Genomic DNA, 20,645 nt, shown 5'->3' on the forward strand with positions numbered 1-20,645 from the left:
CGCTTGAAACGACAAGAGCCCCGTGACCAGCCACATCGTCGATGCACGCGCGATCCATAAGCATTTCGGTACCCTTCACGTCCTGAAGGGCGTCGATTTGAAGGTGGACGAGCGCGAACTGGTGTTCGTGATCGGGCCGTCGGGCTCGGGCAAGTCGACCCTGTTGCGCTGCCTCAACCGGCTGGAGGAGCCGTCGTCCGGCTCGATCATGGTCGACGGCATCGACATGCTCGACGCCCGCACCAACATCAACCATGCCCGCCGCCGCATCGGCATGGTGTTCCAGTCCTTCAATCTCTACCCGCACATGACGGCGCTAGGGAACGTCACGCTGGCGCTGCGCAAGGTGGCGGGGAAGAGCCGTGCCGAGGCCGAGGCGCTCGGCCATGCGGCGCTGAAGCGGGTCGGCCTGGCCGATCGCGCCGACCATACACCGGGGCAACTCTCGGGCGGCCAGCAGCAGCGCGTGGCCATCGCCCGCTCGATCGCCCTGGAACCGCGCGTGATGCTGTTCGACGAGCCGACCAGCGCACTCGATCCCGAGCTCGTCGGCTCGGTGCTGGAAGTCATGCGCGACCTGCGCGAGAGCGGCATGACCATGATCGTCGTGAGCCATGAAATGGGCTTCGCGCGCAATGCCGCCGACCGGGTCGTGTTCATGGACGACGGGCTGATCGTGGAGCAGGGACCGCCGGCCGCCATCTTCGAGGCCCCGGCCCACGAACGCACGCGTGCCTTCATCGGCCAGATCCAGCGGCACTGAGGGCCGCACGGCATGAGCGGCTGGGATAAGTTCGTCGAAACCTTCTTCAATGCGAAGGTCATGTGGAAGTACCTGCCTGACATCCTGTCCGGCATGGTGGTGACCATCGAGCTCGCGCTGCTGATCGTCGTGACGGGCCTGGGCGCCGGGCTGGCGCTTGCGCTGCTGCGCAGCCTCGCCATCCGGCCGCTCAACTGGCTGATCATCTTCGTTGTCGACCTGTTCCGCTCATTGCCGCCGCTGGTCATCATCGTCCTGATGTATTTCGGCCTGCCCTATGCGGGGCCGGCGCCTTCGGGTTTCGTCTCGACCTGGCTGTCGCTCGCCTTCGTGCTGATGGCCTTCTCCGAGGAGATCTTCTGGGCGGGCATCACCTCGATCCCGAAGGGGCAGTGGGAAGCGTCGCGCTCGACCGGCCTGTCGTTCGGCCAGACGCTGTTCAACGTCGTGCTGCCACAGGCATTCCGGCTCACCATTCCGCCGCTCACCAACCGCACCATCTCCATCACCAAGGGCACCGCGCTCGGCACCGTCGTGGCCGTCACCGAGATCCTGGGGCAGGCGAGTTCGGCGATGTCGAATTCCTACAATCCCTCGCCGCTCATGATGGGGGCGGCGGCCTACGTCGTCCTGTTCTTGCCGGTGGTCGTCGCCGCGCGCTGGATCGAAGCAAAGTTCGCGTGGAAGCGATGATCGAGGCCTTCTTCAACATCGAGATCATGAAGGCGGCCTGGCCGATCGTGCTGACCGGCCTGTGGAACACGATCCTGCTGTCGCTGATCGTGGTGCCGCTGGGCTTGCTGGGCGGCCTGATCCTGGCGCTGCTCGCCTCCATCAAGCATCCGCTGGTGCGTTGGCCGCTGATGGCCTGGGTCGATTTCTTCCGGGCTTTCCCGCCGCTGGTGCTGCTGGTCCTGCTGTTCGCGGGTCTGCCGTTCGCCGGGCTGGAACTGGGCGGCTTCGCCTGCGTGGCCATCGCCTTCTTTCTCAACACCGGTTCGTACTATGGCGAGATCTTCCGGGCCGGCATCGATTCCGTTCCGGCGGGCCAGGTCGAGGCCGCGCGCTCCACCGGTCTCGGCCGGATGCAGGCCATGCGGTACGTCGTGCTCCCCCAGGCGGTGCGGAACGTGATGCCCGACCTGCTGTCCAACACGCTGGAAGTGGTGAAGCTCACGTCGCTAGGCTCGGTCGTCGCGGTGCCCGAGCTGCTCTACGAGGCGCGGCAGGCCCAGAGCATCACTTACAACCCCACGCCCATCGTGATGGCGGCGGTGATCTACTTCCTGCTGCTGTGGCCGCTCGTGCGATTGCTGAGCCGGCTTGAGAACCGCGCGCTGGCCAGCCGCCGCTGAGGCTCTGGCTCAGCGCTTGATGACGCAGTCGCGGTAAGTGATCGTCTGGCTGGGGCCTTCCTCGATGAAGGCCGTGTCGCCCTTGCTCCAGAAGACGAAAGTGCCACTCGAATCGGCGTAACGTATGCCGGACGCTGAGAGCGTCTGGGGCAGGCTGAACTTGCGGCCGTCGCTGAGTTGCACCACGACGCGTCCGCCGGGGATGGGGCGGCCATCCGGGGCGACGCTCGACTTTCCGTCATAATAGTCCGCCACGACCGTCTTGTTCTGCTGGCACTGATACCGGACGGTGGACATCGGCGCGTCGGGTGGCGGTACCTTGAGCGCGGGACCGTCGCTGCAGGCGACGACAGAGGCGATCGGCAGCAGCACGGCGCCCAGGGTGAGGGAGCGGGTCATGATCGGATCTCCGGCCAGAAGCGGAAAGAGGCGGCAAGGCTTCTTCAACGCCGCCAAAGGCCGGATGTTTCCCTCGCTGCTCAATCCCGGGCGAGTGCGATGATCAGGTCGCGCGTCTTTTCCCGCAGGCTCTTGCTGCGGATCTTGTAGTAGGCGCGGACCAGCTCGAGCGTCTCGCGCTTGGTGTTGAGATCGGAGTCGGCGGGCTTCTCTGGAGCCCGCGGACGTCCGGGCTTTCGCTTTGCCGCCACGGCCGTCGCGCCCATTCCGTCGAAGAAGTGTTCGACCGGAACATCGAGGACTTTTGAAAACTCGAAGAGGCGGCTCGAGCTTATGCGATTGAAGCCGCGCTCATACTTCTGCACCTGCTGAAAGGTCAGGCCTACGGCGTTGCCGAGATCGGTCTGACTCATCCCGAGAAGAGCGCGACGCTGCCGAAGTCGATTGCCGACATGAGTGTCTACTGGATGAGAGCGGGCCACGAATACCTCCATTGCGCGGGCAACATATCGCAGCACCGTCTTACACGCACCTTTCGAGTGGTTATGGTGGCGATCGGTCGTTCAATTCATTGTGCATAATCCGAAGTTCGCTGGTCGGGCGCGCCTGAAAGCTGCGGTTGCCTCTCAGGTGCGGGCTTCATACGGTGGTTGGAGGCGGCAGAGATCGCCCTTGGGAGGAAGAATGATTTTCAGTCTCGTTCGCGCGGTTTGCAGCGGTCTGTTCGCGCTGGCCTTCGCCCAGTCGGCGGCCGCACAGGCCAACTGGCCGGACAAGCCGGTCAAGATCGTCGTCGGCTTCACGGCCGGCAGTTCGACGGACGTCACCGCCCGGATGTTCGCTCAGAAATTCACGGAGGCCTGGGGCCAACCGGTGATCGTCGAGAACGTCGCCGGCAACTCCGGCGCCATCGGTGTCGACCGCGTCGCCAAGGCGCCGCCCGACGGTTACACGCTCATGTGGTCGGGCAATGCAGCCATCACCATCCTGCCGTCGATGCAGGCTCTGCCATTCGATCCGCTGAAGGATCTGACGCCGATTTCGACGTCGCTGGTAATGCCGTCGTTGTTCATGGTGAACAACGACCTGCCGGTGAAGTCGATTGCCGAGCTGATCGCCTACGCCAAGGCCAATCCGGGCAAGCTCTCCTATGGAACACCGGGCGTCGGCACGCCGCAGCATATTGCGGGCGAATTGTTCTGCTTTCTGGCCGGCATCAAGATGGAGCACATTCCCTATCGCGGCGCCAACATGGCCGACCTCATGAGCGGCGTGGTCCAGGTCGGCATCCAGAATGCCGGTGCGGCGATGCCGCTGGTCCGCGACGGCCGCGTGCGCGGCATTGCGGTCACCTCGCTGAAGCGGACGTCGAGCGCGCCGGACCTGCCCACGCTTGCGGAGCAGGGATTCCCCGGCTTCGAGGCTACTTCCTGGTTCGCCCTGCTGGGGCCGGCCGGTTTGCCCGGGGCGATCGTCGAGAAGGTGCGGGGCGACTCGCTGAAGGTGCTGGCCGATCCGGAGCTGAAGAAGAAGTTCAACGCCATGGGCCTGGACCTGGTGGGCAGCACCCCGGAGGAAACCCGCGCCGCGATCGCCGCCGACATCCCGAAGTGGGCGAAGGTGATCAAGGAAGCGAACATAACGACGGGGAAATAGCCGAGTCCTGCCGGCGTCAGCCTCAGTATTCCTCGATGATCTGCCCGTTGGGATGGATCGTGACCCGCTTGGGCACGCCCTGGGGGCGTGTCGGCACGGGATCGCGCGTGACCCGAGCCCGCCAGGATCCGTCATTCTCCTGCTGGAGACGCTGCACGCGGTAGCCCTGATTCTCGAGCCGGTCGCGGTTCAGCGAGTAGGTGTTGGGTTGAGGCGGCGGCGGCGCCATGACGGGGGCAGGCGGCGCGACGGGCGGTGGCGGCAAGGCGCCCGGAGACATGGTGTCGGGCATACGACCGCCGTTGCCGATTGATCCGGGCACCAGCTGGGCGGAGGCCGCGCCGGCAAATGCGACAACCGCCAATCCGCATCCAAGGAACAGGAGGCGTTTTTGCATGTCCTTCATATAGGGTCTCCGCCGCGATCTTGCTAAGAGGGGGCAGGGGAGAACTCGGCATATGAGCTTGAAGGGCGTCGGAGCGCGCAAGCAGCTGTCCGACATCGTGCGGCAGGCGGAGCAGGCAGCGTCACTGCCGAAGGTACTCGGTCCGCTCAGTATCGTTTTCATGGGAATCGGCGCCATCATCGGCGCCGGCATCTTCGTCCTGACGGGGACGGCGGCCGCTCTCTACGCAGGCCCGGCCGTGATCCTGTCCTTCGTGCTGGCGGGCATCGCCTGCGCCTTCGTGGGGCTCTGCTACGCCGAACTGGCGGCCATGATGCCCGTCGCCGGCAGCACCTATACCTACACCTATGCCAGCCTCGGGCAGCTTGCCGCGTGGCTGGTCGGCTGGAACCTGATTCTCGAATACTCGATCGGAGGAGCAGCCGTTGCGGTCGGCTGGTCGGGCTATCTCGACGGTACACTGGCCTTGATCGGGATCAATCTCTCGCCGCGCCTCACGAACTCGACGGGGACGGTCGTCACGCTTGCCGATGGCAGCAGCGCGACGGCGATTGCCAATTTGCCGGCCGTAGCCATCGTGGCGGTCCTTACCCTCCTGCTGGTGGGCGGCACGCGAGAATCGGCCCGCGTCAACAATCTCATGGTCGCCCTGAAACTGTCGGTCATCCTCGCGTTCATCGGCTTCGGGGTGTTCTACGTTTCGGCGGCCAACTGGCAGCCGTTCGTCCCACCCAACGACGGCACGTTCGGCGTCTTCGGCTGGAGCGGCGTCCTGCACGGCGCAACCGTGGTGTTCATCACCTACATCGGCTTCGATTCCGTTTCGAACTGCGCCCAGGAGGCGAGAAATCCCCAGCGGGACATGCCGATCGGCATCATCGGCGCACTCTCCCTGTCGACGATTCTCTACATCCTCGTGGCAGCCGTGCTTGTCGGAAGCGTTCCCTATCGCGATCTGAACGTCGCGGCACCGGTCGGCCTTGCGGTCGAGCGGATGGGAATCGGCTGGCTCGCGCTGCTGATCCAGCTCGGTGCCTTGATCGGCATCACCACCGCCATCCTCGTTCTTCTCTATGGCCAGAGCCGAATCTTCGCTGCGATGGCGAAGGACGGCCTGATGCCACCTCTTTTCGGCGCCATTCATCCGAAACTGAAGACGCCCTGGATGAGCCAGATCCTGATCGGCATCGTCGTCGCCACATTCGCGGCCGCTACCCCCATCGAGACGCTGAGCGAACTCGTTGGCGTCGGGACGCTCTTCTCGTTCGTGTTGGTGTGTGCGGCGGTCGTCCGCCTGCGCAGCCTCGAACCGAAGGCGCCTCGCCCCTTTCGGGTGCCCGGCGCACCGTGGGTGCCGCTTCTCGGCATGCTGTCCTGCTTGGGCCTGATGGTGGGCCTTTCGCCGGTAACCTGGGTGCGCTTCATCGTGTGGATGGCGATCGGCCTCGCGGTCTATTTCGCCTACGGCCGGTCGCGCGCCACCGCTCGCCTGGCAGACTAGGCTTCAGCCCAGCAGCGAGTGCCGCTTGCGCGTGAGGGGCACCACCACGACGCTGACGCCTGGACGCGCGATGGCTTCGGCCACGGCCGCCGTCACTTCCGCGCCGGTCTTCGCCAGCGTCGCCGGTGCCCCATACCCTTTAGCCAGCGCCTCTAGGTCGATGCCCGGAAGGTCGAGCCCCGGCACGTTGGGGGTTTGCTCAAGCTCGGCGAAGGATTTGAGGATCGCGTATTCGTGGTTCTGGAGGACCACGAAGACGACGTGTGCCTTCTGTTGGACGGCGGTGTAGAGCGCCTGCACGGAATACTGGAAGGAGCCATCGCCCATCAGCGCGATGACAGGGCGCCTGCGGCCGCTGCTGCGCTCCGCCAGCGCGAGGCCGACCGCGGCGGGCATGTCCCAGCCCAGGCCACCCGAGGCGAAGGTGTAGAAGCAGTCGGGCTTGTCGATGCGGAACTGGTCCTGCATCTCGGCGACCACCGAAGGCGCTTCCTCGACGAGCACGAAGTCGGCGGGGCAGGCCTTGCGAACCGCGACCATGATGGCGTCGGCGGCCAGCGGCTGGGAATCCATGTCGGGCGTCCTGGGCGGAGCTCTCAGCGGCGCCGGCACAGACGAGGTCCGCTTCTTCACAAGGGGCTGGATGGCGTCGAGAAACAGTTTGGCGTCCGACACGAGGCTGTCGCCGACCGGCGCCTTGGACGACATGTTGGGATCGTCCGTGACCTGCAGGAGGTGAGTGCCCTTCGGCACATAATCACCGCCCACATAGGGGTAGTAGCGGAAGACCGGCGCTCCGATGACGATCACCAGGTCGTGGCCGGTGAACTTCTTGCCGAGCGGTCCGATGGCGGCGGGCAGGGCGCCGGCATGCAGGCGATGGTTCTCGGGAAACGGCGTGCGTTCGGCGAAGGGGGCGGTCCAGACCGGCGCGCCGAGCGTTTCAGCAAAACGGATGCCTTCATCCCAGGCCTGGCTACGGGCCAGGTCGGACCCGTAGACGACGATGGGAGATTTGGCCGCGTTGATACGTTCTGCGAACTCGGCCACGCGAACAGGGTCGGGGCCGACGCGCGTGGCGACGGTGCGGAAGGCATCGACCTCGGGCATCGGCTTGTCCCAGTCGTCGAGCGGCAGGGACAGGAATACAGGGCCGCTCGGCTGCTGCATCGCCGTGGCGTAGGCGCGCATGAAGGCCGCTGGGATGTCCTCGGCTCGCGCGGGTTCGTAGGCCCATTTCACCCACGGTCGCGGCAGGTTGGTCGAATCGATGTTGGTCAGGAGCGGCTCGAGCAGGAGCATCTCGCGGGTCTGCTGGCCGGCGGTGACGATCAACGGCGTCTTGTTCTGGTAGGCCGTGACGATGCAACCGAGCGCATTGCCCATGCCGGCGCCGGTGTGGACGTTGACGATCACCGGCTTGCGGAGGCCTTGCGAAAGGCCGTCGGCGATCCCGACCACGCTGGCCTCCTGAAGGGCCATCACATAATCGAAATCATGGGGAAAGTTCTTGAGGAACGTTTCTTCCGTCGAGCCGGGATTGCCAACAACCGTGGTGACTCCCAGCTTGCGAAGCAGGTCGAAGGTGACGTCCTTGACGGTGCGCATATGGATCATCCCTCTTCGATTGAGTCGACGACCCGCACTCTAGTGGGCTTTGACGCTCGCGACACCCGCAAACGACCCGGCGAAATACGGACATGCGAACGGAGCGCCCCACGAGGGGTAGGGCGCTCCGCCGTTCCGCAAGTGAGTAGGGTGTGGCTCCTACTGCTCGCGGATGTTGCCGTTGGTGTCCAACGTGACGGCCACTTCGACGTTGTTGCGCATGGCCTTGCCGGTCCAATTGCCGGCCGTGTCACGGGTCAGGGACTTGATGCCGTTGTAGCCTTTGGCCTCGATCTGCGACTTGGCGGCGGCTTCGGCGGCGGTCGCATTCGACGAGGTGGCCGGAAGGTTGGTATTCGGATTGCTGGTCTGGCCGGGCATCGAATTCATGTCACGGCCGGCCGGCGTGCTGGGCTGCATGGTCTGTGCCCAGGCGGCGCCGCCGATGGTGGTGCTGGCGATCACGGCGAGGGTGACGAGCTTCTTCATGAGTATCCTCCATTGGGTTCTATCGAGCTGCACAGAATGAACGCCGGCCCGATCTCTGGTGTTGCATCGAAAAGCCGAAAGAGAGAGTTGCTGGAGAGCCTTGATCCGGCCGCGAAGTGGCCCGAACGGGCCGGGGACGACGCTTGATGGAGTGGGTTCTCAGCCCGTTTGCCGTCGGCCACGCCGGCCTCTTTGCGGCCGCTTTTCTCGCTGCCACGATCTTTCCCTTTCAGTCCGAACTGGTGCTGGTAGGCCTGCTGGTGGCGGACCCATCCCACTGGCCGACGCTCCTCCTGGCCGCCAGCGTGGGCAACACGCTGGGCTCGATCGTGAACTGGATCCTCGGGCGCTTCGTCGAGCGGTTCCGCGACCGCCGCTGGTTTCCGGTGAAGCCCCGCGACTACGAAAGGGTCGAGCGCTGGTACGCACGCTGGGGCGTGTGGTCGTTGCTGTTCGCCTGGCTGCCGTTCGGTGGCGATGCGCTGACGGTCGTGGCGGGGGCTCTGCGCACGCCGCTGCTGCTCTTTGTCGTCCTGGTGGCCATCGGCAAGACCGCGCGCTACGCCGTCCTCGTCGCTGCGACGCTGGGTTGGGTCGCCTAGCGGCAGAGATCGTGGCATCGAAATTGCTTATCTCTCCACAGTTCCAAAGGGGCTGGGGGAGGCACTCATGCAGTCATCATCGTTCCGCCGACGTACTGGACTGGCGGCTCTTACGCTGACGCTACTTTCGGCGATGCCGGCCGTCGGCCAGGACAAGGTGCGGTTTCAGACCGACTGGATCCCGTCAGGCGAGCACGCGATGTACTATGGTGCCTGGAGCAAGGGCATCTACGCCAAGCACGGCATCGATATCACCATCACGCGCGGCTACGGCTCGGGCGACACCGTCACCAAAGTGGCCGCGGGGGCGGCCGATTTCGGCGTGGCCGACATTGCCGCGGTCATGACGGCGCGGGCGCGGACCAACGTGCCGATCAAGACGATCGCCGTGCTCTACAACGAATCTCCCCATTCGCTGTTCGTGCTGAAGAGTTCAGGCATCACCGACTTCAAGGGGCTGGAAGGCAAGAAGATCGGCATCACGCCGGGCAACAGCCATCGTTTCTACTTCCCGGAGGTCGCAAAGAAGGCGGGGACCGATCCCAACAAGCTGATCTGGACCAACATGGACGGGGCGGCGATGGCGGCCCAGCTCATCGCCAAGAACATCGACGCAGCGCCGTTCTATTCGATCCATTATTATTACATCAACAAGGCGGCGGTTAAGGCCGGCCAGGAAATCCTGCCGCTCCCGTTCGTGGAGGTGGGCTTCAAGATTTACGCGGCCACCTTGATCACCACTGACAAAATGGCCCAGGACAAGCCCGATCTGGTGAAGCGTTTCCTGGCCGCCAGCAAGGAGGCCTTCGAATGGGCCGCCGCCAATCCCGAGGAGGCCTGCAAGCTGCATGTCGTGCGCTTCCCCGAGGTCGAGCTCGACGACTGCATGGGCAGCGTGAAGGCGGTCATGAAGTTCGTCTTCAACGACCACAGCAAGGAATTCGGCTGGGGCAAGGAAAGCCCGGAGCGCCTCAAGTTCTCCTGGGAAACCATTGCTTCGGCCAATGAGCTGAAGCCGGAGTTCGACTACAAGACCGCCATCGATACGAGCAAGGTGACCAAGTAGCGGGGCGGGACATGATCTCGCTCAACCGGGTCACGCGCATCTTCAACAGCCGTGACGGCGACCAGGTCACGGCGTTGCAGGATGTCTCCCTCGAGATCGGCCGCAACGAGTTCATCACGCTGGTCGGTCCCTCTGGCTGCGGCAAGTCCACCCTGCTGCGCATCGTGGCGGGCCTGATCCTGCCCACGGCGGGACGGGCCTCGATCGGAGGGGCGGCGATCACCGAGCCGCGCTCGGAGACCGGCATCGTTTTCCAGGCGCCGACCCTGCTGCCCTGGGCCAGTGTGCTCGATAACGTGCTGTTCCCGCTGCGGATGATGCACCGCATCGATTCAACCAGCACCGACAAGGCGATGGCGCTGCTGAAGCTGGTGGGACTTTCCGGCTTCGAGAGCAAGTCGCCGCGCGAACTGTCGGGCGGCATGCAGCAGCGTGTCGCGATCTGCCGCGCTCTTGTGCACGATCCCGACATCCTTCTGATGGACGAGCCGTTCGGCGCCCTCGACGCTCTGACGCGCGAGGAAATGACCATGGAGCTGCTGCGCATCTGGAGCGAGCGGCCAAAGACGGTGCTGTTCGTGACCCACTCGATCACCGAGGCGGTGGTGCTGGCGGACCGCGTGGTCGTGATGTCGCCGCGCCCCGGCCGCATCCAGGAAATCATCGAGATAGGCTTGCCGCGGCCGCGCAGTTTCGAGACCGAGGCCACGCCGGAATTCCACGAGGCCAGCCAGCACATCCGTCAACTCATCTTTGGAACACGCCATGTCGGTCCAGGCCGCGCCGCCGCTTGAGGAGCGGCAGAAGCCGCCCCGTCGCCGCAAGAAGAGCGCGGCCCTCTATGAGGTCGTGCTGCCTCTGATCGCCACGGCCGGCCTTTTTCTCCTGTGGGAAGCCGCCTGCCGGGCGTTCAAAATTCCGGGCTACCTGCTGCCGGCACCCAGTGAGATCTGGAAGGACACGCTGGCGATCGGCCCCACCGTCGCGGGCCATACGATGGCGACGTTCAAGACCGTGATGCTGGGGTTCGTCGTGTCGATCCTGATCAGCCTGCCGCTGGCCGTGGTCCTGACCGCGTCGCCCGCGATCGCCGCGGCGGTCTATCCGTTCCTGGTGTGGACGCAATCGATACCGAAGGTGGCGCTGGCGCCGATCCTGGTCGTGCTTCTGGGTACCAACGAGCTGCCGCGCATCGTCATCACCGTGTTGGTGGCGTTCTTTCCGCTGGTGATCTCGGTTGCGACGGGGCTGCTCTCCGTGCCGCCGGAGCTGATCGAACTCAGCCGCGCCTGTCGTGCCTCGAAGCTCAGCGAACTGCTCCGGATCAGGCTGCCCTATGCGATCCCGTTCATCTTCGCCGGCCTCAAGGTCGCGATCTCGCTCGCCGTCGTCGGCGCGGTCGTGGCGGAGTTCGTCAATGCGGATGCTGGTCTCGGATTCCTGATCCAGACCTCGACTGCGTTCTTCAAGGTGCCGGTCGCCTTCGGAGCGCTTATCATCCTGTCGGTGATGGGCGTCGTCCTGTTCCAGCTCGTGGTGGCCGCCGAACGGATATTCTTCCCGTGGTCGAGCAGCAACACGACACCGGGTGCCTGACCAGCCGCGCTAGGGGAGTGAGTAACATGGCAAAGAAGCCGAATACGCCGATGACGGTGATCCGTGGCGGCCGCGTGGTCGACATCAAGGGCCATTCCGCGCCCAAGGCCGATATCCTCGTGAAGGGCGATACGATCGTCGAGATCGGGGCGAAGGTCGCGGCCCCGGATTCCGCCACGGTGATCGATGCCAGCGGCAAGCTGCTGCATCCAGGCCTGATCAACGGGCATACCCACAGCCACGGCAACCTCGCCAAGGGCATGGTCGATCGCGTGACCCTCGAACTGTTGCTGACGGCCAGCCCTTACATGAGCGGCGCCCGCACGCTGGAGGACAAGTACCTGTCGAGCCTGATCGGCGCTGCCGAGATGGTGATGAAGGGCTGCACCGCGGCCTATGACCTGGCGGCCGAGTTTCCGATGCCGACGGCGGAAGGGCTGGCGGCCATCGGTCAGGCCTACGCCGACATGGGTATGCGCGCCATGCTCGCGCCGATGGTGGCCGATACGAGCTTTTTCCAGGCGATCCCCGGCCTGATGGACCAGCTGCCGCCGTCGCTGCAGAAGGAAGTCGAGGCCTATCGATTCTCGCCCTACAAGGCGAGCGTGAAGCAGATGAAGAAGGCGCTGCACGGCTGGAAGCTCGACGGGCAGGGCGTTCATCTCGCCGTCGCGCCGACCATCCCGCACCACTGCAGCAAGGAATTCCTGCTGGCCTGCCTGAGGCTCGCCAGGGACTACGACACCGGCCTGCACAGCCATGTCTCCGAATCGAAGGTTCAGGTGATCGCGGGCTACAAGCTCTACGGCACCTCGCTCACGGCCTACATGGATTCGCTGGGCCTTGTCGGGCCGAAGTTCACTGTCGGCCACGGTGTATGGCTCGACGGCGACGACATGAAGCTGCTGGGCGACAAGGGTGCGTCGGTCTCGCACAATCCGGGTTCCAACATGGTGCTGGGTAACGGCATCGCCGACATGCGCGGCATGCTGGATGCAAAGGTGAATGTCGGCATCGGCACCGACGGAGCGAGCTGCTCGGACAATCAGAACATGTACGAGAACATGCGGCTGGCCTCGATGGTCTCGAAAGTGCAGGGGCCGGATAACCGGAAGTGGATCAGGACCGAGGAGGTGCTGCACGCGGCGACTGCCGGCAGCGCGCGGGCGCTCGGCCTGGGTGAAAAGATCGGGAAGATCGAGGTCGGCTACAAGGCCGATATCGTCTTCCTCGACCTCGGCCACATCAACTGGATCCCATGCAACGATCCGACCAACCAGATCGTCCATACAGAGGACGGCTCGGCCGTCGAATCGGTGATGATCGCCGGACGCATGGTGCTGGAGGACCGCAAACTGCTGAACGTCGACATGGTGCAGTTGGCGCGGCTGGCCGAGAAGGCACGGGAGCGGCTCGACAGGGGCCGCAAGCCCGCCAAGGCGCTCTACGACAAGCTGGAAAAGGTCGTGAACACCTTCTGCCCGGGTCTGGCCAAGCAGCCGCTACATATCGACCGGTTCGGCGGCAGCCACCATCATGGCTACCACCACCATCACTAGTAGCCGAGGCGCCAACCGTTCTTCAGGTAGCCGTAGCGCACCAGGCGCACGGCTACGATGCCGTTCAGCGCGAATCCGCCGACCACCGTCACCAGCATCAGGATCATGCCTTCCATCGAGGCGCTGAACAGATAGACGATGATTGTCAGCCCGAAGATTGCGCCTGCCGCGATCGCCGCCATGGCCAGCACGTCGACCAGGGCCAGCAGATAGAGCCCCTTGGTGAGGACGAACAACGGCCCGGAAAATGCCGCCCAGACATAGGACCACTGGTCGATAACCATGAAATCCTCGTTATCGGCCTTGTCGAAGCGGTACGTCGGAAACAGAGCGTCTACGATCACAGGTTTTGTTCAACAATTATCAGGGTTCGATTACAGCGGGAACCTATCATGAGCGATGCAATTGGGCCAGCGGCCGACGGTGCTCAAGCCGCGGTAACGCCGATCAAAGTATCGTGCAACCAGAACATGGCGACGTAGGCCACTGTACCGATCACGACGACCAGCAGATCGTTTAGCGACCAGCCCGACGCAGGGGCGCCCGGATCGCCTCGCCTTTTCACGGCGATCCGGTCGTAAACCGCCCAGGCCAGCAGTCCGCCGAAGAGAAGCATCGACCCCAGGTCGCCATTCACCAGAAGGTGCGACAGGGCCCAGGCCTTGACGGCGACCAGCATGGGATGCCGGAGCAGCGATTTGATACGGCCCGCGGGCGCATAAGCCGCCGTCAGGGAGACGAAGGCAAACCACAACAGGAAGAGGGAGAAAGGATGAAGGAACGAACGAGGCGGATCCCAGATCTGGATGTATCCACCGCTTCGATAGCGTCCGAAACCGATGACGATCAACGCGAGGCCGACCGCAGCCAGGAGCGAATAGAGGCCCTTGTAGCCACCTTCGCCCAGACGTCCGATGGCGGCGGCTCGCGCACCCCTCATGGTTGTAAAAGTATGAATACCCAGGAAGAGGACGAGACCAAGGATGAGCAGAGTCATGCGCCGCTTATAGCACGCAGATGCTTGCGTCGCGGCAGCAATTACCCCGCCAGCTACTGGACCTGTGTCACGCTGCCGGTGCTGTCGACCGAGACCGCCACTTCCACGTCGTTCCTGGATGCCCTAGCGTGCCAGGATCCATCCGCCTTGCGGGTCAGGTCCCTGATCTTCGTGTAACCGCTCGCCTCGATCTGCGTCCTGACGGACGATTCACTCTGGGCGGTCCCCGGCATGCCGGCGGGCGGGACGGCGGGCGTCGTGGACGTACCGGTCGTCGGCGGCATCTGCGCGGCGGCGATGGAGACGGACGCAACGAGAGCCGCGGCCGCGGTCGGGATGAGTTTCATCGGACACTCCTTGCATTGAAGCTCTGCGAAACAATGCAAACAGGCGCCTGACGTTCCCTGTGGCGAGACGCGTCCTGCCTCACGCGAGGTCTTCAGTGGAGACCGTCAAGCGGTAGTCGGGAGAGCACCCGAGCACTCTCACGAATGTTTGGTCGATCAGCAGGGCGATGTCGGCCGGATCGTTTCCGGAGGTCCCCACGGTGGCGAAGGCGTTGGCGTCCCAGTCGACCAGGTCGAGCGCGACACTTTCCAGCGTATCGACGGCGCCACTCAATTCGAGGCGGGTGAGGGGATCTTCTGCAAACGGATAGGGGGCCAGGTTGATCGTCTCTGCCATCACCTGGATGGAGACATCCATGCCGTCCGCATTCACGGCCTCCAGCGTGCAGCAAAGCAGGCCGCCCTCGTTCTTCTCACCATAGATGTCGGCGAGGGCTTCGCGGATCGCGCCCATCTGTTCTTCAGCCATTCACTTCTCCGATCATTGGCCTCTATCGAGGTGAGGCGCATCTCCTGCGTCAGGCTACCGTGAAGTAGTGCAGCGCCATTCCGACCAGGCCGGACGCGACGATCGGGTAGGCGGGATTGATCTTGGTCCGCCACAGCAGCAGGAATACGACGAGCGAAATCACGCCGAAGAACAGGTCGGTGATCGCTCCTCTCCCCATGATGATCGCGCCGGCGAGTACGAGGCCCACGGCAACGGAGCCCAGGCCGGCCTGAATGGACGGCCGCCACCGCCAGGTCGCCAGATGCGTCCAGAGACGGCCGATGAAGAAGGTGAGCAGGCCCGTCGGCAGGAAGAATGCGATCAACGCCACCAGTGCGCCCGGAATGTGGCCGACGACGACGCCGATCGAAGCGACCATCATCATGTTCGGTCCCGGCGCGAGCTGGCCCAGGCTGTAGAAATGCAGGAGCTCGGGAAAGGTCAGCCAGTGATAGGTATCGACCGTGAGTTCCTTCATTTCCGGGAAAGCGGCCATGCCGCCGCCCACGGTGAGGAGCGAGAGGTAGGCGAAGACGCCTGCGAGATCCCAGAGATTCTTCACGGGACGTCCTTGTCGCGCGGGCGATGCCACCAGATCGCGACGATGCCGGCCACGATCAATGCATAGGGTACCGGCACCTTGAAGAAGGCGACGGCCGCGGCGGTGAGAAGTACGAAGACGTAATCGGCAAGGGTCTTGAGGGTCTTGGCGCCGAGCTGGACCAGCACGACCACGATCAGCCCCACCGCACCGGCCGCGATCCCGTGCAGGAAGGCCTTGGACCAGGGACCGTCGCCGCCTGCGCCGTAGGCGAAGCCCGCGGCGATCATCAGCGAAGCGCCCGGCAGGCACATGCCCAGCGTGGCGACGAGCGCCCCCATCCCGCCGCGCAACCGGTCGCCCACCAGGATCGACATGTTGGTGGCATTGAGGCCGGGCAGGGTCTGGCTGATGGAGAGCAGCTCGACGAAGCTGAGATCGTCCAGCCAGCGCTGGCGCACCACCAGACCGGTCCGCAGGTAGCCGACGACACCGCCGCCCAGGCTGGTCGCGCCCATAACGAGAAATACCCAGAAGAGCTTTCCGAGCGAAGGCGGAGGCGGTGGCGGGGACGTGTCTGCGACGCTCATTCGTGTGCTTGCGGCGGGTTGCCCTTGAGGCGGTAGACGGCGCCGGTCTTGGTCGTGGTGAGCGAGAGCCAGTCGGCGGCGACCTGCTGGAGTTCGAGGAAGAAGCGCTCGCAGTGGTTCAGCGCCTTGTGCTTGATGTCGTCGGGTCCGGTGAACCGAAGCTGGAAGGCGAACTCGCCCACGAACGCGTGATGGTCGCCGCGCGCGCGCCACAGGCCGAGATTGGCCGTCGCAGCCGTGTGGTGGCCGAAGTCGAGCAGGCAGATGTCCTGGAGCAGTTCCTCGACGATGGTCTGGTTCACGAGCGACACGTCGTTCGGCCCGTCGCACTTGATCGTTCCGAGGGTCGGAAAGATCTGCGTCAGTTCAGGGAGGGACATGTTGCCCAGCGACGACATGACGATGCGGGCGGCCTGCGGCGCCTGGCTCAGGCCGAACTCGACATTGTGCGAAAGCAGACGCCGTAGCCCGCCGATCCGCTCCTTCAGCGGCATGACCTCCAGCTTGAACTTGATCTTGTACTTGCCGTCGATGTGCGGCCGCGCGTCAAGGGCCTGCGCCTTCGCCATGTTGTCGCTGCGGTACTTGAAGACGATCTCGGGATCGCCGATGGCGAATCCATCCTCGTAGGCGATGCGCCGCCGCACGATGAAGCTATTGTTGTAGAGATGGTAGCCGCCGGTATCGAGGAACAGGACCTCACGGACTTCCGGTCGCTGCTGGGACTTGGGCGTGTGCTGATAGCCCACGCCCGTCGTTGCCGCGGCCCGCTGGACCAGAGCGGCGAACTCCTTGAAGACATGGGCGGAGGTGAAACGATCCGGCTTCAGGATCAGCTTGCACTGAAGGTATTGGATGTCGTCATAGCGGCGACCATCGGCGTAGGTGCCGGACTCACGTTCGCCAAGCCATTGGGCGATCTGCCCGTCGTCCTGATGTGAATGCATGCTTCCCCCTTTCGATAGCGTAGCGCCGGCCTATCGCGCTGTCATCTGAGCCGAGGCCGGCTGGTCCGCCCGGCCGTAGGTCTCGACCCTGCCGTCGGTGAAGCAGACGTAATAGCGGTCTGACATGGACCACGGCGTTCGGCTCCAGAAGTCCTTGAGAACCGTATAGTAGGCGCAGTCCTTGCCCGGTGAGTGCGTCGATCCGTCGGGCGGTCCCAGGAGCGTGCGGACCTGGTCGCGATCCATTCCGGCCTGGAGGCGTTCGACATTGTCGCCGTGCACGCAGCCCGTGAGCAGGGCAATCGAAAGCAGGCATGCAGAGTACTTCATGGCTTTCTCCTTGCGATTAGTCTGGCTGGGCCTCGCCGCCAACAATTGTCGGGCAGGCGGATGGCTGGCGCAAATCCGAACGATGCGCTACGTCCGATGGATGCAAGACCATAACAGATTTGTCGCGCCGGGCCTCAAGGCGTCGCTGAGCGGCGCCACGGCCGGCCTGCCCGAAACCCCCATTTCCGAAGTGGCGATGACGGTGTTCGGCGATCCCGACGTCGTGCCGCTGTGGTTCGGCGAGAGCGATCTCGTGACCCCGGATTTCGTGCGCAATGCGGCCGCCGCCGGCCTGCAGGGCGGCGACACGTTCTATACGTGGCAGCGCGGCATCCCCGAGCTGCGCGGCGCGCTGTCGGCCTACACGGAGCGCCTCTATCGCATCAAGTGCCCGATCGAGCGCCTCACGGTCACGACCGGCGGCATGCAGGCGATCCTGCTGACCTGCCAGCTGCTGCTGGACCCGGGCGACAACATCGCCATCGTCTCGCCGATCTGGCCCAACATCACCTCGGCCACCAAGCTGGTGGGCGGCGTGCCGAAATACGTCGCGCTCGACCGTACGCCATCGGGCGGATGGAAGCTCGACCTGCAGAAGGTCTTCGACTCGGTCGATGAGCGCACGCGCGCGATCTTCGTGAACTCGCCGGGCAATCCGACCGGCTGGACGATGACCACGGAAGAGCAGGCGGCCCTGTTGGACTTCGCTCGCAAGCGCGGTGTCTGGATCATGGCCGACGAGGTCTATGCCCGCCTGATCTACAGCAAGCGGCCCGACGGCCGGCAGGTGGCGCCTTCGTTCCTCGAACTGGCCGGTCCCGGCGATCCGGTGATCGTGCTCAACAGCTTCTCCAAGCCATGGGCGATGACGGGCTGGCGGCTGGGCTGGCTCACCCATCCGGCGGCGCTGGGCGACCAGTTCGCCAAGCTGGTGCAGATCAACACGTCGGGCGCGCCGGCCTTCCTGCAGAAAGGCGCCGTGGCGGCGCTGGAGCAGGGCGACGGCTTCATCCACAAGATGGTCGAGCGCTGCCGCGCCGGCGGCGAACTGGTATTCCAGCGCCTCTCGGCCCTGCCGAGGGTCAAGATCGCGCGGCCGGATGCCGCCTTCTACGCCTTCTTCTCGGTCGATGGCGTCGAAGATACGCTGGCCTTCTGCAAGACCATGGCCAAGCAGTACAAGGTCGGGCTCGCGCCCGGTGAAGCCTTCGGGCCGGGCGGGCAGGGCAACGTACGCCTGTGCTTCGCGTCGAGCGCGGAGCGTCTCAGCAAGGGCCTCGATCGCGTCGAAGCGGCGATCAAGGCGTTGTAGTTCGATTGCGGGGTGGCAAGAGCTTGTCATCCCGAGGCCAACGGCCGAGGGATCCTTGCTTTGGCGAAGGATCCCTCGCTACGCTCGGGATGACAAAGTGTCCGCAACTCCCTCCATCGCCGTCCAGCACCTGCGCAAGGTGTATGGCGAGATCGTCGCCGTCGACGATCTGAGTTTCTCGGTGCCGCCCGGCACCGTGCTTGGACTGCTGGGCGGAAACGGCGCCGGCAAGACCACGACCATCGCGATGCTGCTGGGCCTGCTCGAACCGACGGGTGGCAGCATCGAGATCCTGGGCATCGACATGCTGCGGCGGCGCTATGCGGCGCTGCCACGCATGAACTTCTCCTCGCCCTATGTCGACCTGCCGCATCGGCTGACGGTGCGCCAGAACCTGCAGTTCTATGGCCAGCTCTACGGTGTGAAGGACCTGAAGCGCCGCATCGTCGAGATCGCCGAGCACATGCAGGTGGCGCCGTTCCTGGATCGGCCGGCGGGCAAGCTGTCGGCCGGCCAGAAGACGCGCGTCGCGCTGGCCAAGGCGCTGATCAACAAGCCCGACGTGCTGCTGCTCGACGAGCCAACGGCCTCGCTCGATCCCGACACCGCCGACTGGGTGCGCGGCTACCTCGAAAGCTACCAGCACGAGACCCACGCCACGATCCTGCTGGCCTCGCACAACATGGGCGAGGTCGAGCGGCTGTGTGACGACGTGATTCTGCTGCAGGCGGGCAGGGTCTTCGAAAGGGGCAGCCCGCGTGAACTGCTGGAACGTTTCGGCCGCGAGGACATGGAGGAAGTGTTTCTCGACATGGCGCGTGGCCGCGGTCGCGGGCTCGACGCGCTCAAGCCCGCAGGAGGGAAGCCATGAGCGGCTCCATCGGCCGCATCCACGCGCTCGTGCTGCGTCACATCTACCTCTGGCGCAGCTCGGTGATGCGCCTGGTCGATTCGATCTACTGGCCGGCCGTGCAGATGGTGATGTGGGGCTTCATGACCCAGTACCTGCTGCCGCAGGCCTCGTTCGTCGCGCAGGCGGCGGGCGTTCTGCTGTCGGGTCTGCTGCTGTGGGAGGTCGTCGTACGCGGCAACCTCTCGCTGTCGATCGCCTTCCTCGAGGAGATCTGGTCGCGCAATCTCGGCCATCTCTTTGTAAGTCCGATCCGCTCCTGGGAGCTGGCGACCGGCATCATCATCGCAGCGCTGCTTCGCACCTTGCTGGGCATGATCCCGGTGTCGCTGCTGGCCTGGGCCTTCTTCGGCTACTCGATCTACACGCTCGGCCTGCCGCTGCTCGCCTTTTTCGTGATCCTCCAGATGTTCTCCTGGTCGATCGGGTTGGCCATGTCGGGGCTGGTGATGCGGGTGGGGCAGAGCGCGGAGAGCTTTGCGTGGGCGGCCGTCTTCGTGCTGATGCCAGTCAGCGGAGTCTATTATCCCGTTTCGGTCCTGCCGCACTGGCTGCAGGTCATCGCCTGGGGATTGCCGCCTGCCTACATCTTCGAGGGAATGCGCGCGATCATGGCGGACAAGACGGTGCATTGGGACATGCTCGCCGTCGCCTTCGGGCTGTCGGTCGTCTACCTGGTCGTCGGATTCCAAGTCTTCCAGTGGTTCTTCCGCTCTTCGCGCCGGGCCGGTTCACTCCTCGGGCAGGGCGAGTAGAATAGCGCCGATTTCGGAGGTGAGTGATGTTCAAGCATTTGATGGTTGCAACCCTGGTATCGCTCGCCGCCGCAGCGTGTTCGGACGTGGACAAGATGGCCAACCAGCCCCTGACGCCGCCGAAGCCGGTGCCCGCCTGGTCCAGTGTCTATACGGTGCCTTACGATTCGATGGTGACCTGCCTCGCGGCGCCGGCCGCCAGCGGCTTCGTCGTGAACATCGAGCCGTCATCGGCGCCGGGCACGACGTCGATCCTCTACGTGCCGCAGAGTGCCCCGCAGGCGGAATCGCGTTACGTCGTGAAGCGGGTGCCGGACGGCACCATCCAGGTCGACTGGATCCGGATCGGAACCGTGGGCGGCCTCGACTGGCTGGACGTGCAGGCGCGCCAGCGTGCCAACCGTTGCGGCGGAATCAGCTAGCTGG

At 64.6% G+C, this 20,645-nt stretch carries 27 protein-coding genes; 14 read left to right on the forward strand and 13 right to left on the reverse strand.

What is annotated here, in order from left to right:
- Positions 1–22: 22 nt before the first annotated feature.
- Genes KQ910_RS23550 through KQ910_RS23560 form a run of 3 tightly spaced genes read left to right on the forward strand, consistent with a single transcriptional unit; the run spans position 23 to position 2,118 of the window.
- A complete protein-coding gene (locus KQ910_RS23550) occupies positions 23–763 on the forward strand; it encodes an amino acid ABC transporter ATP-binding protein (RefSeq protein WP_369408434.1) in 741 nt (246 codons plus the stop codon).
- A gap of 12 nt (positions 764–775) precedes the next feature.
- On the forward strand, positions 776–1,456 hold the full coding sequence (locus KQ910_RS23555) for an amino acid ABC transporter permease (protein WP_229600951.1): 681 nt from the start codon (positions 776–778) through the stop codon (positions 1,454–1,456).
- Entirely contained in the window at positions 1,453–2,118 is a 666-nt protein-coding gene (locus tag KQ910_RS23560) for an amino acid ABC transporter permease (RefSeq protein ID WP_216966726.1), read from the forward strand. Before KQ910_RS23555 ends, KQ910_RS23560 begins: the two co-directional genes overlap by 4 nt.
- Positions 2,119–2,127: 9 nt before the next feature.
- On the opposite strand, the gene KQ910_RS23565 is transcribed toward KQ910_RS23560, so the two are convergent.
- Positions 2,128–2,517 carry an MliC family protein gene (locus KQ910_RS23565; RefSeq protein WP_216965932.1) on the reverse strand — a complete coding sequence of 130 codons (390 nt, stop codon included), beginning with the start codon at positions 2,515–2,517 and terminating at the stop codon, positions 2,128–2,130.
- An 80-nt stretch (positions 2,518–2,597) separates the two neighbouring features.
- Positions 2,598–2,999: a helix-turn-helix domain-containing protein gene (locus tag KQ910_RS23570; RefSeq protein ID WP_369408435.1), complete on the reverse strand. Its 402-nt coding sequence runs from the start codon at positions 2,997–2,999 to the stop codon at positions 2,598–2,600.
- 202 nt (positions 3,000–3,201) lie between these two features.
- Between KQ910_RS23570 and KQ910_RS23575 the strand changes: the two genes are divergently transcribed.
- A complete protein-coding gene (locus KQ910_RS23575; RefSeq protein ID WP_216965937.1) occupies positions 3,202–4,173 on the forward strand; it encodes a Bug family tripartite tricarboxylate transporter substrate binding protein in 972 nt (323 codons plus the stop codon).
- Between the two features lie 22 nt (positions 4,174–4,195).
- On the opposite strand, the gene KQ910_RS23580 is transcribed toward KQ910_RS23575, so the two are convergent.
- Positions 4,196–4,537 carry a hypothetical protein gene (locus KQ910_RS23580; RefSeq protein WP_216965939.1) on the reverse strand — a complete coding sequence of 114 codons (342 nt, stop codon included), beginning with the start codon at positions 4,535–4,537 and terminating at the stop codon, positions 4,196–4,198.
- A 94-nt stretch (positions 4,538–4,631) separates the two neighbouring features.
- Here KQ910_RS23580 and KQ910_RS23585 point away from each other — a divergent pair, with 94 nt between their 5' ends.
- Entirely contained in the window at positions 4,632–6,080 is a 1,449-nt protein-coding gene (locus KQ910_RS23585) for an amino acid permease (protein ID WP_216965940.1), read from the forward strand.
- 3 nt (positions 6,081–6,083) lie between these two features.
- Here KQ910_RS23585 and mdlC read toward each other — a convergent pair whose 3' ends face one another.
- Positions 6,084–7,688, reverse strand: a complete 1,605-nt coding sequence (gene mdlC, locus KQ910_RS23590) for a benzoylformate decarboxylase (protein ID WP_216965942.1) — start codon at positions 7,686–7,688, stop codon at positions 6,084–6,086.
- Positions 7,689–7,847: 159 nt separating this feature from the next.
- Entirely contained in the window at positions 7,848–8,177 is a 330-nt protein-coding gene (locus tag KQ910_RS23595; RefSeq protein WP_216965944.1) for a hypothetical protein, read from the reverse strand.
- A gap of 146 nt (positions 8,178–8,323) precedes the next feature.
- Here KQ910_RS23595 and KQ910_RS23600 point away from each other — a divergent pair, with 146 nt between their 5' ends.
- The 5 genes from KQ910_RS23600 to KQ910_RS23620 all read left to right on the forward strand — a co-directional run bounded on the left by KQ910_RS23600 (position 8,324) and on the right by KQ910_RS23620 (position 13,000).
- Positions 8,324–8,779 (forward strand): YqaA family protein, encoded by a 456-nt coding sequence (locus KQ910_RS23600; RefSeq protein ID WP_216965946.1) that lies wholly within the window; start codon positions 8,324–8,326, stop codon positions 8,777–8,779.
- Between the two features lie 67 nt (positions 8,780–8,846).
- Positions 8,847–9,845, forward strand: coding sequence for an ABC transporter substrate-binding protein (locus KQ910_RS23605; protein ID WP_216965948.1), 999 nt, complete (start codon positions 8,847–8,849; stop codon positions 9,843–9,845).
- A gap of 11 nt (positions 9,846–9,856) precedes the next feature.
- Positions 9,857–10,639, forward strand: a complete 783-nt coding sequence (locus KQ910_RS23610) for an ABC transporter ATP-binding protein (RefSeq protein ID WP_216965950.1) — start codon at positions 9,857–9,859, stop codon at positions 10,637–10,639.
- The gene (locus tag KQ910_RS23615) at positions 10,611–11,441 is read left to right on the forward strand and encodes an ABC transporter permease (protein ID WP_216965952.1); all 831 of its coding nucleotides are present in this window, start codon (positions 10,611–10,613) and stop codon (positions 11,439–11,441) included. The genes KQ910_RS23610 and KQ910_RS23615 overlap by 29 nt, the downstream gene beginning before the upstream one ends.
- A gap of 26 nt (positions 11,442–11,467) precedes the next feature.
- Complete coding sequence (locus tag KQ910_RS23620) at positions 11,468–13,000, forward strand: amidohydrolase family protein (protein WP_216965954.1); 1,533 nt, start codon at positions 11,468–11,470, stop codon at positions 12,998–13,000.
- Here KQ910_RS23620 and KQ910_RS23625 read toward each other — a convergent pair.
- From KQ910_RS23625 to bamE, 8 genes are all read right to left on the reverse strand, one after another.
- On the reverse strand, positions 12,997–13,344 hold the full coding sequence (locus tag KQ910_RS23625; RefSeq protein ID WP_216965956.1) for a DUF2628 domain-containing protein: 348 nt from the start codon (positions 13,342–13,344) through the stop codon (positions 12,997–12,999). The two genes, KQ910_RS23620 and KQ910_RS23625, sit on opposite strands and share 4 nt — an antisense overlap.
- A gap of 83 nt (positions 13,345–13,427) precedes the next feature.
- The gene (locus KQ910_RS23630; RefSeq protein ID WP_216965958.1) at positions 13,428–13,997 is read right to left on the reverse strand and encodes an NnrU family protein; all 570 of its coding nucleotides are present in this window, start codon (positions 13,995–13,997) and stop codon (positions 13,428–13,430) included.
- A 53-nt stretch (positions 13,998–14,050) separates the two neighbouring features.
- The gene (locus KQ910_RS23635; protein ID WP_216965960.1) at positions 14,051–14,344 is read right to left on the reverse strand and encodes a hypothetical protein; all 294 of its coding nucleotides are present in this window, start codon (positions 14,342–14,344) and stop codon (positions 14,051–14,053) included.
- 79 nt (positions 14,345–14,423) lie between these two features.
- Entirely contained in the window at positions 14,424–14,813 is a 390-nt protein-coding gene (locus tag KQ910_RS23640; protein WP_216965962.1) for a hypothetical protein, read from the reverse strand.
- Positions 14,814–14,862: 49 nt separating this feature from the next.
- The gene (locus KQ910_RS23645) at positions 14,863–15,396 is read right to left on the reverse strand and encodes a chromate transporter (RefSeq protein WP_216965964.1); all 534 of its coding nucleotides are present in this window, start codon (positions 15,394–15,396) and stop codon (positions 14,863–14,865) included.
- On the reverse strand, positions 15,393–15,965 hold the full coding sequence (locus KQ910_RS23650; protein ID WP_216965966.1) for a chromate transporter: 573 nt from the start codon (positions 15,963–15,965) through the stop codon (positions 15,393–15,395). Before KQ910_RS23650 ends, KQ910_RS23645 begins: the two co-directional genes overlap by 4 nt.
- Positions 15,962–16,912, reverse strand: a complete 951-nt coding sequence (locus tag KQ910_RS23655) for a hypothetical protein (RefSeq protein ID WP_216965967.1) — start codon at positions 16,910–16,912, stop codon at positions 15,962–15,964. Before KQ910_RS23655 ends, KQ910_RS23650 begins: the two co-directional genes overlap by 4 nt.
- Positions 16,913–16,942: 30 nt before the next feature.
- A complete protein-coding gene (gene bamE / locus KQ910_RS23660; protein WP_216965968.1) occupies positions 16,943–17,242 on the reverse strand; it encodes an outer membrane protein assembly factor BamE domain-containing protein in 300 nt (99 codons plus the stop codon).
- A gap of 100 nt (positions 17,243–17,342) precedes the next feature.
- On the opposite strand from bamE, the gene KQ910_RS23665 reads away from it, so the two are divergent.
- From KQ910_RS23665 to KQ910_RS23680, 4 genes are all read left to right on the forward strand, one after another.
- On the forward strand, positions 17,343–18,554 hold the full coding sequence (locus KQ910_RS23665) for a pyridoxal phosphate-dependent aminotransferase (protein WP_216965969.1): 1,212 nt from the start codon (positions 17,343–17,345) through the stop codon (positions 18,552–18,554).
- 97 nt (positions 18,555–18,651) lie between these two features.
- Positions 18,652–19,425, forward strand: coding sequence for an ABC transporter ATP-binding protein (locus KQ910_RS23670; protein ID WP_369408436.1), 774 nt, complete (start codon positions 18,652–18,654; stop codon positions 19,423–19,425).
- Positions 19,422–20,219 carry an ABC transporter permease gene (locus tag KQ910_RS23675; RefSeq protein ID WP_216965971.1) on the forward strand — a complete coding sequence of 266 codons (798 nt, stop codon included), beginning with the start codon at positions 19,422–19,424 and terminating at the stop codon, positions 20,217–20,219. The genes KQ910_RS23670 and KQ910_RS23675 overlap by 4 nt, the downstream gene beginning before the upstream one ends.
- 26 nt (positions 20,220–20,245) lie before the next feature.
- Entirely contained in the window at positions 20,246–20,641 is a 396-nt protein-coding gene (locus KQ910_RS23680; RefSeq protein ID WP_216965972.1) for a hypothetical protein, read from the forward strand.
- The last annotated feature ends 4 nt before the right edge of the window (positions 20,642–20,645 follow it).

The organism is Reyranella humidisoli, assembly GCF_019039055.1.
Taxonomy (GTDB): Bacteria; Pseudomonadota; Alphaproteobacteria; order Reyranellales; family Reyranellaceae; genus Reyranella; species Reyranella humidisoli.

Coding starts and splice junctions, on each gene's coding strand:
- KQ910_RS23565 (WP_216965932.1), bottom strand. CDS start 2,517: ATGACCCGCTCCCTCACCCTGGGCGCCGTGCTGCTGCCGATCGCCTCT.
- KQ910_RS23605 (WP_216965948.1), top strand. CDS start 8,847: ATGCAGTCATCATCGTTCCGCCGACGTACTGGACTGGCGGCTCTTACG.
- KQ910_RS23675 (WP_216965971.1), top strand. CDS start 19,422: ATGAGCGGCTCCATCGGCCGCATCCACGCGCTCGTGCTGCGTCACATC.
- KQ910_RS23650 (WP_216965966.1), bottom strand. CDS start 15,965: ATGAGCGTCGCAGACACGTCCCCGCCACCGCCTCCGCCTTCGCTCGGA.
- KQ910_RS23610 (WP_216965950.1), top strand. CDS start 9,857: ATGATCTCGCTCAACCGGGTCACGCGCATCTTCAACAGCCGTGACGGC.
- KQ910_RS23640 (WP_216965962.1), bottom strand. CDS start 14,813: ATGGCTGAAGAACAGATGGGCGCGATCCGCGAAGCCCTCGCCGACATC.
- bamE (WP_216965968.1), bottom strand. CDS start 17,242: ATGAAGTACTCTGCATGCCTGCTTTCGATTGCCCTGCTCACGGGCTGC.
- KQ910_RS23665 (WP_216965969.1), top strand. CDS start 17,343: ATGCAAGACCATAACAGATTTGTCGCGCCGGGCCTCAAGGCGTCGCTG.
- KQ910_RS23630 (WP_216965958.1), bottom strand. CDS start 13,997: ATGACTCTGCTCATCCTTGGTCTCGTCCTCTTCCTGGGTATTCATACT.
- KQ910_RS23575 (WP_216965937.1), top strand. CDS start 3,202: ATGATTTTCAGTCTCGTTCGCGCGGTTTGCAGCGGTCTGTTCGCGCTG.
- KQ910_RS23655 (WP_216965967.1), bottom strand. CDS start 16,912: ATGCATTCACATCAGGACGACGGGCAGATCGCCCAATGGCTTGGCGAA.
- KQ910_RS23555 (WP_229600951.1), top strand. CDS start 776: ATGAGCGGCTGGGATAAGTTCGTCGAAACCTTCTTCAATGCGAAGGTC.
- KQ910_RS23600 (WP_216965946.1), top strand. CDS start 8,324: ATGGAGTGGGTTCTCAGCCCGTTTGCCGTCGGCCACGCCGGCCTCTTT.
- KQ910_RS23635 (WP_216965960.1), bottom strand. CDS start 14,344: ATGAAACTCATCCCGACCGCGGCCGCGGCTCTCGTTGCGTCCGTCTCC.
- KQ910_RS23560 (WP_216966726.1), top strand. CDS start 1,453: ATGATCGAGGCCTTCTTCAACATCGAGATCATGAAGGCGGCCTGGCCG.
- mdlC (WP_216965942.1), bottom strand. CDS start 7,688: ATGCGCACCGTCAAGGACGTCACCTTCGACCTGCTTCGCAAGCTGGGA.
- KQ910_RS23620 (WP_216965954.1), top strand. CDS start 11,468: ATGGCAAAGAAGCCGAATACGCCGATGACGGTGATCCGTGGCGGCCGC.
- KQ910_RS23595 (WP_216965944.1), bottom strand. CDS start 8,177: ATGAAGAAGCTCGTCACCCTCGCCGTGATCGCCAGCACCACCATCGGC.
- KQ910_RS23615 (WP_216965952.1), top strand. CDS start 10,611: ATGTCGGTCCAGGCCGCGCCGCCGCTTGAGGAGCGGCAGAAGCCGCCC.
- KQ910_RS23585 (WP_216965940.1), top strand. CDS start 4,632: ATGAGCTTGAAGGGCGTCGGAGCGCGCAAGCAGCTGTCCGACATCGTG.
- KQ910_RS23680 (WP_216965972.1), top strand. CDS start 20,246: ATGTTCAAGCATTTGATGGTTGCAACCCTGGTATCGCTCGCCGCCGCA.